Genomic DNA, 14390 nt, shown 5'->3' on the forward strand with positions numbered 1-14390 from the left:
GGCATTGGCAAAATATGTACTTGATACTGCGACCCAAAGCTAAATTACTCAGTTCTGTCGCTTGTTTTGAAGAAGCGTCATTAAAGGCAATTGGTTGCGGACTGATTGATACTGCAGCCACTGCTAGCGCCACTACTTTTTTACCGGAGCTTGAGGCTTCAAAACCAGACATCATTGTTGTTACGAGTACTGTCTCCGCCGATCTTTACGTTAACGCCCTATCTCGACAGGCAACAAGTCAAACAGACGGCGTTCTCAATCAACAAAACACAAGCGATGAGCTAAAGGAGCCGGTGTTTATCGCTGTCGGCTCAAGCACCGCAAAAAAACTATTGAGTCAGCATTCACGTGTATTGCAGGCCAAGCCATCCAGTTCTGAAGGAATATTAGCGTGTATTGCGCAACTCAGACTTGAAAAAGCAAATGTTGCTATACTGAAAGGCAAAGGTGGCAGGAACCTAATTAATAAAGCACTTAGCGAAAAAGGCTTCAAGGTTACAGAATTTGATTTGTATGAGCGCGTTTTATTAAAAGAGGCCTATTATACGCAACGCTTTGAGGCTGATGATATTCAATGTATTATTGCAACGAGCGCAGAAATCATCGACGCTGCATATAACTTTTTTGAACCAGATTGGTTAAATGAGCTCCAATGGATAGTCGTTAGCAAAAGAACCAAACAACACCTTAGCGCATTAGGCGCTAAGCATATTTTCACCAGTAATGGTGCTACTGACAGCCATCTCATCGCTGCCGCAAATCAAGTTAAAGGATCACAACATGAGTGACAAAGAGCCGACACATTCTGAAACAGCGTTAGAAAACACAGACAACGTAATGGAAGAAGCGGTGATTATTGAATCTGACTCTGAACAAGAAGAAACGCCCAAAAAAGTCAAAACTGGCGGACTTTGGATATTCAGCATATTCAACTTTTTGTTAATTATTGGCATATGTTGCGCCGCCGTATGGACGTGGTACCAATGGCAGCAAACTCAAACCAACAAAACGGATAACAGCGCTAAAATTGAAGCGCAGATAGAAAGCATGGAGTCTTCGATTGCAAAAATGGACTCAAGACTTGTTTCCTCTGGCTCTGTTTTAGCCGATGCGAAACAAGAACAAAACCAACAGCATGAAGTCTTGCGCAGTGAAATTGATGAACTCGCCCAAAAAGTTGCTTTAGCGAGTGATGAGAATAAAGCTTTAAAATCACGTATTGCAGACCTTTCAGGTCGACGTCCTGCAGATTGGTTGCTAGCAGAAGCAGATTATCTTGTTCGCATAGCTGGTCGAAAATTGTGGCTTGAAAGTGATGTTAGCACTGCCATATTAATGATGCAGTCGGCCGATTCACGCCTTGAAGATATTGGCGACCCATCGCTATTTCCAGTTCGCACATTGATTGCAGAGGATATTGCGGCACTTCAAAAAGTTAACCCTGTTTCAACGAGCTCACTCGCATTATCTTTATCGGGTATGATCTCACAAGTACAAGATTTACCTCTCAATGCTCTAAAAATTCCTGAAATAGAAGAAAACGCTGCGCAAAATGAACTCAGTGACAGTGTCAGCGATTGGCGCACGAACATTAGTAAAACCTGGAATTCTCTAGTGGATGACTTCATTCAAGTAGAGACCAGTGATAAACCCATATTGCCTTATTTATCCACGAAACAGCGCTGGTTGATTACAGAGCAACTAAAACTTGCGCTTTCTCAAGCAAAAAGCGCCGCATTAGCTGAACAAGAGAGTTTATACTTGAACTCTCTGCAAGAGGCTGCGTTTTTGCTCAAAGAACACTTTCAACTAGATGATAGCGCGGTAATGCAGTTTGCTGAAGCAATACAGGAGCTTCGCAGTACTTCAATATCAAAGGATTACCCAAGCCAACTAAAATCCGTAAATGCTTTAAAAGACCTTATCGAAGAACGGATGCAAAATGTCTTTAATAATAGTGCTTTTAAGAATAATGATTCCAGTAATGGGGATATGAATAATAAGCTTGGCGAAGGTGCACTATGAGAAAACTACTGCTTTATATCTTCCTGCTTGTTCTATTTTTCGTAGGGCTGTTATTTGGTCATGCAGCGATAGGTGAAAAAGGACGGATCTTTATCGCGATGGGCGAATGGCGTATTCAGATGACAGTCGTCAGCGCGCTCATTAGTTTCATTATTGGATTCGTTGTCATCACTGTTGTTTGGTGGCTAGTAAAACGCATTTATCGCATGATCGCTGGCTCACGCAATTGGTTTGGTGTGTTGTCAAAAAGAAAACAAAGCAAAGCCCTTTTCAATGCGATCAACGCGTGTGCTGTTGGCGATTATGAAAGCGCTCAAAAATATATTAATAAGACTTTCCCAGGGGATTTCGATGGTGCCAACTATATGCTGGCAGCCGATATCGATAGGCGCGTGAATGGCGGTAAGAACGTAAACAATTTACTAGGAATAGCAGAAACCTTTCCAGAGACTGAAGCTGCGGCCAAAACACAGCAAGTCGCTTGGTTCATTCAACAGCACCAGTTTAAACAAGCTGAAGCTATTTTGGATACTATCGATGCTAAATCTCAGCAACAGGCTGTTGTTGTTAGATTATGGTTGTCGGTGCTTGCGGCACTCGGCAAATGGCACCTAGTGAAAGAGAAACTTCGCGCACATAAAAAAGTGTTAGGCGATGATTATGTGCAGTGGGCGCAACAAGCAATGCAAGGAGAATTTGCTGAGATTGCGAGTAAACAAGGTGCGAATGCCTTAAAAGAAAAATGGGCATCATTGCCTCGAGCTGCGAAAAAAGACATCGCCAATCAAATTGTTTACATACAGCTGTTAATCGATCAAGGCTTATCAAAAGATGCTGAGCTTGTTTTGGTTGAACTTGCCAAGAAAACTAAGAACCCAGCATTCCATGGTTTGTTTAAACAGTTAAAGCATCCGTCGCCACATCAAGCCATGCGTTTGATTGAAAGTTGGATCAAGGCAGATATGAACAATGCTCAACTGTATTCAGTGCTTGCGCATTTGGCTTACAACAGTGGTGATAATGAACTTGCAGAGAAGGCGGTTAGAAAGGCTTTAGAACTTGCCAGCAATCCAGAGGATGGACGCTTATTAGCTAGGTTGTTAGAGAAACAAAATGCATTTGAGAAAGCGAATAATGTATATAAAGGCTTACTAACTTCGTAAGCCTGTATATAATTTAAGCGTATGCTTCTTGCTCTGTTTCAACAATGGAATCAAGCACCATTGCTAAAGCGTAGTTATCAATTGGTTTTGCCAATTTAAATACTTTCGCATCATGCTCTGCAGATAATCTGCTATCGGTAAACTCGTCGAACACTATAATATGTGGCTTGTATTCGAGTTTTGATTCGATCACTTCAGTCAGCGCTGCAATATCCACGCGAGACGTTTGGCTATCGATCATAATTAACGACGGTTTATGTTGTGCAATTTCAACCCCTGACTCAATACCATGCTGATAGACTTGTGTTACAAAGCCGGCATTTCTGGCGATCCGTTGCGCATTTTTAACAAGTTGTTTCTCAACAGATACAATGAAACAAGACTGCTCTTGTTCAACGATCAATTCAGACGGCACTGGAATTTGGTTCTGCACTAAGAAATCGAGTAGATCACTGTGCTTCACCCGGTTATTTCCGCGGCCTGGCAACTTAAATGCCTTTAATTTTTTCGCTTCTATCCAGCGAATTACTGTTCGTGGGTTAACATCACATATTTTTGCAACTTCGCCACTTGAGAATGACTTCATATTGTTTCGACTACATCAATCTAATGAAGGTTGGAGATTAGCAGAAGCCTTTTATAAATGCGACATTCAGCCCGATTTGCTAATATACTTAGCTATTAATTTATATACCTACACCTAGGTATTAGCCTCCTTTTTCGGTCCTGAAGTTTATGTATTTCTATACCTTTCAAGTCAACAGGGACAAGCGTTTCGCGAGTCAAGGTGTATTGTTTAATTATTGTTCAATCGTAAAATAAAAAAAGCCCACAATTTACGTTAAACGTATTTATTGTGGGCTTATAATTTTTGACTTAATGTTTTAGGCTTTGGTGAAGCGACGTCTGATAACAAACATTCCTAGTAAGCTAACTAATAATGCCCCCATTGAGCCACCTGAGTCGCTATCTCCTTCGCTATCATCGCTTGTATCAAGTAGTGTGTTGCGTACGGGACTCAGATTTGTATCAGTTACCACTGTGGCATCTACAACCACTACATCGGTGACCATAACTAAATTGCTATCAGTAGGAACAGTACCTGCGTTTTGATCAGCAGAAGTATAGTCTCTTAAAGGAATTGTGGTAAACGCGCCGCCAAAGTTGAAATTAGGTGTGTTCGTAATTGCATCAACGATATCCATACCATCTCCAATCACTTGACCGAAAACAGTAAATCCACCGTTTTGAACATCTAGGTTTGACGCATTATTGTTTACGTTAATAAACCACTGTGAGGTTGCGCTATTGGGATTGCCACCTAACTTAGCCATCGCTATTGTGCCGCGAACGTTAGAATAGATTGGTTCATTCACAACAGGAGCACCAACCTGGATTGACGAAGGAGGAAAGCTATTATTATAACTAAAGCCACCTGACTGCATCACAAAGTTTGGTTGCGTGCGATGCACAACAGTGTTCGCATACGAGCCCGAATTCACGTAACTCAAAAAGTTTTCTACCGTTTCAGGCGTAGTTTGATCGAAAAGATTAACCTGGAAGTTACCTAATACTGTTTGTACCTCTACTACTGTGGCTTTAGCAGCACTTGAAGCCCCTAGCGCTAATGAAAATAGAACGGCCGAGAGTCGTTTTGATTTGCTTAGTGTCATGATAATTTTCTTATTTTTTATATTTGTATTGTTCGAATTAGAATAAAAGTTAAATACTCATTGCGTGAAGCACTTTTATGCCAAAGTGGAACGGCTCGATTGAGCGTAATTCCTTTATTCACTTAAGCTCAGGTTAATCGAAAAGGCCTTGTAAAACCAGTAATGAAAGGACGAATTTTGTCTTTTTTATTCCCAAGTAATTCGCGTCATCAGTTTGAGTTATTTTACTGCCTGAACTTGTACTGAAATAGAGGTGCTTCGACCAAAGTCATCGCTCACTTGCACCTCATAAACACCCGGTTTAGCCTGCCAAACCAGAGGAGCTTTACTTCCCATAGTCCTAAGATCTGTCGAACCAATAAATTGCCCGTTGGCAAACCAATATAAATGACTCACTTCAGCATCTGCATTAGCTTGCAAAGGAATGCTTGCCGTCTCTTGTTGACTATCTTCGAGCACATAACTTACACCAGCTTGTGGTGATTTGATTAGGGGCTTTTCTCCAAGTGCTGCGATTTGTGTGCTATCACAGTTAGGCATAAAAGCTGGCGGCTTTTCATAATGCACACCAGCCTTTTCGAATAGTGATTGGAAATCGCTTGGCCAAAAAGCGAATACTTTTTGGCTCGACTTTTCCGTATCATTGTCACAGCGTCTTAATCCGGTTTCGTTATCTATCCACACCTTACGATAAATATTCGCACTTTTGATGGGGGATACACCCGGTATAAACAGGGTTTTGCCTTTTTCAGGACAATCAGCTTCATATAAATCACCCGTTGTTTTGCATATATCGACCCACTTTAAGTTGAGCGTTTGCATTTGATTAGATGAATAAGGGCCTATTGCAGCTAGTGTCTCTCGCACAGATGAAGGCTCTAGCGCAGATGAAGACCCTTGCGTAGATAAAAACACTGCTTGCTCATCACTCAAATCAGATGTGCTTGTTAGTACCTTAGGTGCTGTTACATGAGTACGCTCAGCTAGATCTTGGTTTTGAATAACATCAAATAAGCGAAACAAGAGAGGCCCTGCCGCTGTTCTGCCTATGAATGCATTATTACCTTCGCCCGAAAAGTTACCGATCCAAGTCGCAAGCACATAATCACCCGATATTCCTATGGCCCAAGCGTCCCTGAAAGCCCAAGAAGTTCCCGTTTTCCACGCTATTTTCTTTTCATTAATTCGAACCGGTGCTGTTGGCGCATAATTTAATGCATTTGGTTTAGGGTTTTTGCTCAAAATGTCGAATATCAGAAATGCCGCTTCGGAACTAAATAGCTGTTTAGCATTTTCCGCCTCTTTAGCTACGTTTAAACCACTCACCCAGTAAGTGCTTACTACGCTCCTGTGCACACCCATATTTGAAATCATAGCATATAACTCTACTAGTTCTAACATACTCACTTCGCCACCGCCTAAAGCGAGTGCTAAGCCATAAAAGTCAGCGTCTTTTAGCTCAGATATACCGGCATTCTGAAGAAGTTCGTAGAAGGTTTGTACTATCCCTACATGGGCTTGTTTATCTTCTTTTAATTGCAGTAATTGGGACTGTAAATCTACCGCAGGAACATTTCGACTTTTTATGAGTGCGTCTTGTGCAGATATTGGTCCTACAAAGCCTTTACCGAAATTTTCAGGTGCGAAACCACCGTATTTCTTTGGCAGATCCTTGAGCATTGTCATTGGATGTATGAGACCTGCATCTATGGCTAAAGCGTACACAAATGGCTTTAACGTAGAACCAGGCGAACGTTTTGCTAAGGTGCCATTTACTTGCCCATGAATTGCTTTGTTGTGGAAATCAGCAGATCCAATCATCGCTTCAATTTGCATAGTTTTGCTGTTGAGTAGCAATGCACTTGCATTATTAAAGCCCTTACTCCTATTTTGGCTAATGTAAGCTTGCAAGACATCTTCTAAGCGGCTTTGTAAGTCAAGATCAATCGTTCCTTTAACTTGTTGCTGGGTTTTCGCCGCGCGGGATGAAGCTAACATATAGCTTTGTGATTGCTGAGCTAATAAGTACTGAACGAAGTGCGGCGCTTTGTATGGCAAGTCTTTTGGCTTTCGCACCTTCAACGGCAGATCTATCAAAGTCGATAGTTCCGCTTGCTCTGGATAGCGTTCAATCCAGCGTTCAAACAAAATTTGTTTTGCAGGAGCTATCGCCAGCATGCCTTTTGGCCTTGATGGATTTCGCTTGCTTGGATTCTGAGGCACAACGGCTAAAGTTAAGGCTTCTACCACACTCAATGCTGAGGCCGGTTTGTCAAAGTAGATGAGACTCGCTGCGCCGATACCTTCAATGTTACCACCGTAAGGCGCTAAATTTAGATAGGCTTCCAAGAGCTCCTGCTTTGAATAATGTCGAGAAAGCTGCAAGGCTCTCAGAATTTGCTCTACTTTTCCGCCCAATGTATTTGAAGGGATATTCCAACGCAGTCTCGCCACTTGCATAACGATAGTAGAAGCTCCAATGCGACGCTCCTGAAGCACATAGGTTTGCCAAAAAGCTCGTAGTAAGGCTAAGTAGTCGACGCCCGAATGGCTATAGTAGTTCTGGTCCTCATAAAGCACAGTTGCATGTTGGAGATGCTCTGAAATATCTTCTAAAGGTGTGTACAGACGATAGCGCTCATCTTCTGAGAGTGAGATGCGCAGCAAATTATCATTACGATCAAAAATAGCCCTTGAGTAACTTTGATAGTTGATCAAATCCGGTTTAGGAATGAATACATAAGTCAAAGCGCCGATAGCTAGCGCAAGGAAAACAAGTAAGCTTAGCTTAAAGCGAAACGTTAAGTTTTTGTTTAAGCGCTTGATTGCATGCACTAGGCGAATCGACATAATTGCTAACTTTCCCTTTATGAACGATCTTAGTCCGGCACTTCAACTTTATTTATTGCATCGTTTGCCATTTCTACGTCTGCCATTGTAACGTTTACCTTCGACGCCTTTGAATACGCTTTTAGAGAGCGATCATACATGGCTTCAGCAAAACTTGGCGGCACAGTGAACTGGCCTGCCGCTGTCACTTTCACTTTATATGTAATTTCAGTGATGCGGTTTGTAATGTTTCCGTAAAACACGATACGATCCTCACGAATATCAATGTAATCTGACTCCCATCTGCCCGCACGTCGACTGATAGATTCTCTGATCACTTCAAACCCACCGGGTAGTAGATCAACGATGGCCACATTCTCAATATTTTTGAGCTCTGTAGCTCGTACGCGTAACCTAACTGTTAATTCGTCTCCCTGCTTGATATTACTTGCCAGTTCACCCTGCTTATCTAGGAAAGCACGCTGGATCTCTATACCATTCGTTTCAGCTACTTTTGGTAATTGGCTTTGATAACCCGCCTGCATATTCACATAATAAAGTGCATTATCGTTCGACAAAGCAGGATTTGGTATTGTCGCTTTTATTCGTTGCGTGCCAATGGGGTAAACCGCGCTAGCGAAGGGACGCATCGCTGGTTCAAGTGAGACATCGCCCTGCAAAGAGCTAGCAACAAATGCAATTGTCTGATCAATTTCAGCAAGCTTGCTATTGCTCCCATTCGAGTCACTCGCAAGGGCTGAGTGGTATGCTCCTAGTGCAAGCATGCTATAAGCAGCTGAGTTAGTATTGTACTGGCCTTTGTATATAGCTTGAGTGATATTCAGCAAGGCTTGTTCAGAGATTGCTTCTAATTGCTCAGGGAAATGTTTAGCCACAAGGAATAAGTACTGTGCATCAGAATTGAGGCGCGGTGCCATACCCGCAAATGCTTGCTGAACCTTTAAATCTTGGTCGCTTAAATCATATTCGACTATTAGTTTATTCGCTTCTTTGTCTTGCTGCATCAATGCATAACTAGCTGCGATATAGGCGCTTAGTACATCTTGCTTCCAAGTATTTTTGTTTTGTTTGTTGAGAGTACTGACTAAGTCAATTAGCAAGTTACTGGTGACAACGCCGCTACGCGTTAGCAAGTAAATACCTTGCGCTCGATTTCTCAAACTTAGAATGCTCGCTTCAGAGTTGCTAGGCTTTGCGGCGCTAACGTACTTACTAGCAACATTGTCTAAATAACGTATGCCAGCTTCTAACATATCTTGTGGCACTGGGTAAGACAATGCCTTCGCTTCAATTAAGAAATGCATCACGTACAAACTCACATCGAGATCATCGCTTTGAGAATTTGGCCAGTAGCTAAAACCACCCGCGTAGCTTTGGCGTTGACGTAATTTGGTGATCACTTCAGCGAAATGAGCTGCCACCTTTTCATTAGCAGGTGCGTATTTGTCTAGATTCGATAAACCGACCAATGGGAATACCTGACTCACAATTTGTTCGGTGCAACCGTGAGGATATTCATCCAGATAAGCACTCAAGCCCTCGGCAATGACTAATGGACTGGCCGATGCTTTAATCATTTGTGCTGATTGTGCTTCAAACAATTGTAATGGCGTATCAATCGATATGTTTCCATCACTCGCTGCGCCAGTTTGAATATTTACTTCATAAGGCATTGCCGGACGAACGCTTAAGGTCGCATTTCTATTGGCGCTCCACGTTTTACCCGTGGCGTCCGTCATGTTGACTGTAAAGGAAATCGTAGCGCCGCCAAGTTGCTCGTTTGCTTTTACTCTAAAGCGTACGGCTTCTTCTTGATTTTCACTCAGCTCCATTGTGGCGCTTGCATCACCGACGATACTCACATGCTCACTGGTGTCTACCGCTATACTAACCTGGGCATTGTCTGCAGAGTCTTTCACTACATTAGCGACACTTAGCGTAATATCAAACTCATCGCCTGGTGCTGCTTGATTCAAAACGTTCGGTGTGAGCACGAAAGGCCCTCTGACAATCGTGTTCTCTTGAGCGCGTCCCATAGTTTGCTCACCTACTGCAATAGCCATCACTCGTAAACCACCTGCAAAATCATTCGGTACATTAAAATGATAGGTGTTCGTACCTTTTGTGGCTTCAACTACGCCCGACCAATATACCGCGGGATCTTGCACTTTTCGTTCGAAGGGGTTTTCTGAACGTCTCATCACGCTGCCTGTTACCATCACTTTTTCAAAGAGCTCCATATCCCCACCAGCCGCAGATAACATCTTCGTTAAGGCGAAATCAGGTAAAATCAAATCCAAAATTTGCATGGTGCGCACGCTTAGTGCACGCTTTTTAAGGAAGTGTTCAAGAGGATTTGGCGTGCTATAACTGGCAACTTGCAGAATGCCTAAATCAACCGCAAAAACGGCTACTTTAGCGTCTTCTGACAACTCTAGATTGATAGCCATCGGCTTGCCGGGCTGAACAAGTTCTTCAACCTGCAAGTTAATATCTAAAACGCGCTTTGAGCGATCGATTGAGAACGGCGCAATGGCATAACTAAGCGGGCTGGTAAATATCTCCTTCGAATTCACATCGCGCACAAAGGTCACATTCACATAGGCATTACCTTCAATGCCTTTCGGTATTTTAATGCTTTGAACACTGCTTTTCGTTTCACTCGAAAACCAACTGAATGCGTGCAATTTATTGCTTTCAATTGTGATTAACCCACTACCTGCGTATGGCGCTTGAATGCTGAGCTCAATCTCATCGCCCACCTGATAATCACTGGCATCAAGTGTGACTTTGAGTTCTGCATTTTTGTCTATTTGACCGCTATCATTGGTCGCGCCTACAACTGTATATTTGACGCTCATTAACACTTCATCGTCAGCATTAATAATATCGACCACGAACGTGCCCGCTTCCTGCGTGTCTAGTGTAAGTTGCTGATATCCCGCGCTTAAGGCGTACTCATCCTCTTTAATGACAGATTGCTTCTCGATACTTTCGTATTCGTAGCGCCCGTTATACTGCTTTACTAGCGTAGATATTGTCTGAACTTTACTAATGCGCTTCGATAGCTTTTCCAACGGAATGGCTTGTAGCTCATTGTTAATGGCAATGACTTGCAAGCTCCGTTCGCTATCCATGTTCACAAAGTCGAGTTTACCATCCGCTTTGTAGCCAAGTAAGTGTGAGGAAGGGGAATACAGTAAGCTTGTCGATGTGCTTACAGAGCGTCCACCAGAGGCTTCAAATCCTTTAGTTAGTAGGGCAACTCTGTAGGTCCCTTTCGTGAAGCGACCTAAATCGACATCAACGCTGGCCTGTCCGTCAGCATTCGTTCTTACATCATTTAAACTTTCAGTTACGCGTGATAGTCCATCACTTGACTCGTCTTTTGCTTGCGCGTTGTAAAAAGTCACCCCCTTGTATTCTTCGAAGGAGAAGGCCATCGGCCACAAATTAAGCTCGCTAGATATTCTACGACCTTGAGCTGGCACGCCAAACAAATTGCTTAATGTCACTTCATTGCTGAGTTTTGCTGATGTTGTCCATCCCTTGTTCGGTAAGCCTTTTATTTGGCTTGAAATCGACATTGTATCTGGCTGGAACTCCTCAACCATAAAGCTTAAGGAGCCAACTTGTCGTTCACGATAGTGCGACCCATTTTTACGGTCTCTCACTAAATGTAACGATGCCGAGTAAGTACCCGTTTTGAAGTTCTTTTCAGTCTCAAATTTTGCGTCCATGAAACCAAATTTCGCCAGTTTCAGTTTTTCGACATGTACTTCATTATACTGTGAGTCATGAATGACCAACTCAAGCGGAATGCTTTCAAGGTTTTGTAAGTTCTTACCTTTTACAATCATACCTAAGTTCACATCTTCACCAGGACGGTATATCCCTCTGTCGGTGAACATGTAGGCATTTACGCCCTCTTTATCGTTGTTGTAACTGTATTCGCCACCTACATTGAAACGTGAGTAGTTGATTTGGCGTGTATAACGATCATAGGGAATAAATGATACATCGCCTTGATGTTTAACCACGTAAACAACCGGCGTTTTTTCACGTTCGTAGCCGCTAGCAGAAGGAAACGTTACATGGCCAGCTTGGTCAGTTAGCTTGCTAAATAGTTTAGTCCCATTCTTAGCGATTAACTCTACCTTAGCTCCCGCAGCTGGTTTGCCTGAACTGATAGATTGAACGAATATGTCTTGGCTTTCATCTTGGCTTTTCTTAACAATCACGCCTAGATCGGTCACTAATACGAGTAACTTATCACTCACACCATAGATTTCACGGTTGTGTGTTTTACTCCAGCCTTTTATCTCAACGAAAAATAGGCCAAGGTCTTCTTTTGTTTTAGATACAAGACCATTCAAGTCAACCGACGCATAGTTTGCGGTTTTTAAGTCAGCACCATTATCGTTCATGCTAATGTACTGCTTGGTAAATTCCGCTAAATTACTTTCGTTAAAGCTCCAATCGTAAAAATTAGGATTGCTAATATCACCATGTGTTTGTGACACTAAATGATAAAGTTCATCGTCTATGACTTTACCTATGCTGACTTGTACATCACTAATTCCACGGGTTAAAAATGCAAGACGCTGGTCTTTGCTATGAGTCAATACTGAGCCTTCACCGGAAATTATCACTTCTTGCGGATATTTAGGCGTTGTTAATATGCGATCAAAGTAAGCGCGATGCACAAATCCGTTAACTGAAGTGAGACCCGAGTCTATTTTCATGTACAGTTGACGTCCTACTTGCTCATCTATTTTTATTTGGTAGTTCTTTGCATCTTCTGAGGCATTTGGCATCACTTCAAAATCAACCTTCTCTGCACTTTCAAGTACTCTTGATGTGATTTCGCGTGGGCTTTGCCAATAATTTTTACCGTTAATTTCCTTGGCTGTGGGCAAAAGATATAAACTAAATTTATTCAACAATTCTGATCGTGAAATTGCATCTGTAAAGCTTAGTAAAACAAACTGTTCAGGCTCGTTATCTAAGTTACGCAGAACCTCCACATTCGATTGCTCTACTTTTAAATAGCTGTATAAATCGGGCACCATAATTTTACGTTCATACACATCAGTACTAGCGTCACCACCATGAATGCTCTTTATTCCTTTATCGAACTTCACTTCAATTATACGCGGTTCATCGGGTAACTTGGTCACTGGCAGAATTGCAGTCGCATAGCGCATATCATCACTTAGACTTAAGTTATAAGCTTCTGGCTTGCCCAGTTTATTGCCTTCTACTTGATACGCCATTGTTAAGGCTTGCTGCACGCTCTGTTTATCAACGGGATAATTAAAGAATATTTCGACATAAACTTGCTTGAGCTTTTCTTCAACACTCAACTCAAATTCACTTATCTCAATTTGCCCTTTTAGAGGATGGGTGACGAAACTGAATTGATCACTAGTAAATTCTTCATTTGTATCAAATACCTGAGGAGCGAAGCTGACTTCGTATTCTTGCCCAGCTGGCCAAGGAGTTTCAGGTACAAAGCTTATTGTTCTGTCATCTTCCCATTTCCACGTTCCTGCCTTACTTGGGCTTATCTTGATCCCTGATTTAATTTCCGAGCCTACTAAGTCAATTGGCGCAATAGATGGAAATTCAACAAATTCTGAGGGCGGCGCTATGCGAGAGTCACACAATAACTCGGGTGGCGAGTCTGGTGGTGAGCCAGGTGGAAGCTCAGGTGGTAAGGCATTTGAAGTGTAGACAAACTGTATACGTAAAGCGGGTAAATGCTTCTTACTGCTACTTGAAACCCCTGTATTATCAGAGCCGTCTGCATTGGAACCACTAGTGAAAGATACATCTTCGCCGTACTCTTCACTATAAGCTTCATCATAACCTTCACCATCGGTATAGTCCGATACCTCCGGGATAATAATGACGGCATCCACTAAAACAGGTTCAGGTAAAGATTGATAATAATAGTAGGCTTTGAAAGCCCCAGCGGTAAGGCCGACACCAAGTATGATAATTAAGACTAACTTAAGAGGGCTGGTTTTTCGTAAACCATCTAAGTATGCCATCCAAGGTGGTATTGTCCAATTGATTTTGCCAAAGATAAGACTTAGAAATTTGCCAACAACGACGAATGGAAAAAGAAGTATTTTTAACAAAATGTGCATGAAATTCATCCTAGAATGCATAAGTGATTAAGACCCAAAAAATGAGCCTTTGTTCATTTTTAAAACTTGTAAGCTAAACTAAGCCCCATTGAAAATTGAGTGTCTGGTTCTCTGTTTGGGCCTAACAAGACAACACCATCGTCCCTGCGCAGCCCCATATTCACACCAAGTTGAAAGCCGCTCTTGTAAAAACCTGAAAAATGATAATTGTATGTTGCCAATAAATATCCTTTATCCGCTGCGACTGGAATGATGCCAGTAACGACACCTAATGCATGCTTTTTATCATCACTAACAACTCGCTCGTAGCCTACCGCAACACCAACTAAGCCTATAGCTGCATAGTACTTTTGGTCGTCCTCAACATAGCCATACTGTACTCCTATGAGTCCGGCGTTTTGGAAACCACCGCCGATAGACCATTGGTTTTCTGCGTAAGCACTTTGTGATGCCAGCAGTATTAAACTTATAAGTATTACTTTAATCTTCATGAAATCCCTTTGAATACCTCAGTTTATTCGAGC

8 protein-coding genes are annotated in these 14390 nt (G+C 42.3%); 3 read left to right on the forward strand and 5 right to left on the reverse strand.

The window, feature by feature from the left end:
• Window positions 1–14: 14 nt before the first annotated feature.
• From ACKLNX_RS12785 to ACKLNX_RS12795, 3 genes are read left to right on the forward strand one after another with little or no spacing between them, the layout of a single operon-like run.
• Window positions 15–788 (forward strand): uroporphyrinogen-III synthase, encoded by a 774-nt coding sequence (locus tag ACKLNX_RS12785; RefSeq protein WP_412972631.1) that lies wholly within the window; start codon window positions 15–17, stop codon window positions 786–788.
• Window positions 781–2025 carry a uroporphyrinogen-III C-methyltransferase gene (locus ACKLNX_RS12790; protein WP_412972632.1) on the forward strand — a complete coding sequence of 415 codons (1245 nt, stop codon included), beginning with the start codon at window positions 781–783 and terminating at the stop codon, window positions 2023–2025. The genes ACKLNX_RS12785 and ACKLNX_RS12790 overlap by 8 nt, the downstream gene beginning before the upstream one ends.
• On the forward strand, window positions 2022–3188 hold the full coding sequence (locus tag ACKLNX_RS12795; protein WP_412972633.1) for a heme biosynthesis HemY N-terminal domain-containing protein: 1167 nt from the start codon (window positions 2022–2024) through the stop codon (window positions 3186–3188). The genes ACKLNX_RS12790 and ACKLNX_RS12795 overlap by 4 nt, the downstream gene beginning before the upstream one ends.
• Window positions 3189–3201: 13 nt before the next feature.
• On the opposite strand, the gene ACKLNX_RS12800 is transcribed toward ACKLNX_RS12795, so the two are convergent.
• The 5 genes from ACKLNX_RS12800 to ACKLNX_RS12820 form a co-directional block, all read right to left on the reverse strand.
• A complete protein-coding gene (locus ACKLNX_RS12800) occupies window positions 3202–3774 on the reverse strand; it encodes a helix-turn-helix domain-containing protein (RefSeq protein WP_411692436.1) in 573 nt (190 codons plus the stop codon).
• Between the two features lie 298 nt (window positions 3775–4072).
• Complete coding sequence (locus ACKLNX_RS12805) at window positions 4073–4861, reverse strand: peptidylprolyl isomerase (protein ID WP_412972634.1); 789 nt, start codon at window positions 4859–4861, stop codon at window positions 4073–4075.
• A 219-nt stretch (window positions 4862–5080) separates the two neighbouring features.
• Entirely contained in the window at window positions 5081–7711 is a 2631-nt protein-coding gene (pbpC, locus tag ACKLNX_RS12810; protein WP_412972635.1) for a penicillin-binding protein 1C, read from the reverse strand.
• A 29-nt stretch (window positions 7712–7740) separates the two neighbouring features.
• Window positions 7741–13866 (reverse strand): alpha-2-macroglobulin family protein, encoded by a 6126-nt coding sequence (locus ACKLNX_RS12815; protein WP_412972636.1) that lies wholly within the window; start codon window positions 13864–13866, stop codon window positions 7741–7743.
• Between the two features lie 59 nt (window positions 13867–13925).
• Window positions 13926–14357: a hypothetical protein gene (locus ACKLNX_RS12820; RefSeq protein ID WP_412972637.1), complete on the reverse strand. Its 432-nt coding sequence runs from the start codon at window positions 14355–14357 to the stop codon at window positions 13926–13928.
• Between the last annotated feature and the right edge of the window lie 33 nt (window positions 14358–14390).

Origin of the sequence: Glaciecola sp. MF2-115, from assembly GCF_047250385.1 — a bacterium.
Classification (GTDB): domain Bacteria; phylum Pseudomonadota; class Gammaproteobacteria; order Enterobacterales; family Alteromonadaceae; genus Glaciecola.

Excerpts from the sequence above, each read along its gene's own strand:
- ACKLNX_RS12820 (WP_412972637.1), bottom strand. The coding sequence starts at position 14,357 with ATGAAGATTAAAGTAATACTTATAAGTTTAATACTGCTGGCATCACAA.
- ACKLNX_RS12815 (WP_412972636.1), bottom strand. The coding sequence starts at position 13,866 with ATGCACATTTTGTTAAAAATACTTCTTTTTCCATTCGTCGTTGTTGGC.
- ACKLNX_RS12805 (WP_412972634.1), bottom strand. The coding sequence starts at position 4,861 with ATGACACTAAGCAAATCAAAACGACTCTCGGCCGTTCTATTTTCATTA.
- ACKLNX_RS12795 (WP_412972633.1), top strand. The coding sequence starts at position 2,022 with ATGAGAAAACTACTGCTTTATATCTTCCTGCTTGTTCTATTTTTCGTA.
- pbpC (WP_412972635.1), bottom strand. The coding sequence starts at position 7,711 with ATGTCGATTCGCCTAGTGCATGCAATCAAGCGCTTAAACAAAAACTTA.
- ACKLNX_RS12800 (WP_411692436.1), bottom strand. The coding sequence starts at position 3,774 with ATGAAGTCATTCTCAAGTGGCGAAGTTGCAAAAATATGTGATGTTAAC.
- ACKLNX_RS12790 (WP_412972632.1), top strand. The coding sequence starts at position 781 with ATGAGTGACAAAGAGCCGACACATTCTGAAACAGCGTTAGAAAACACA.
- ACKLNX_RS12785 (WP_412972631.1), top strand. The coding sequence starts at position 15 with ATGTACTTGATACTGCGACCCAAAGCTAAATTACTCAGTTCTGTCGCT.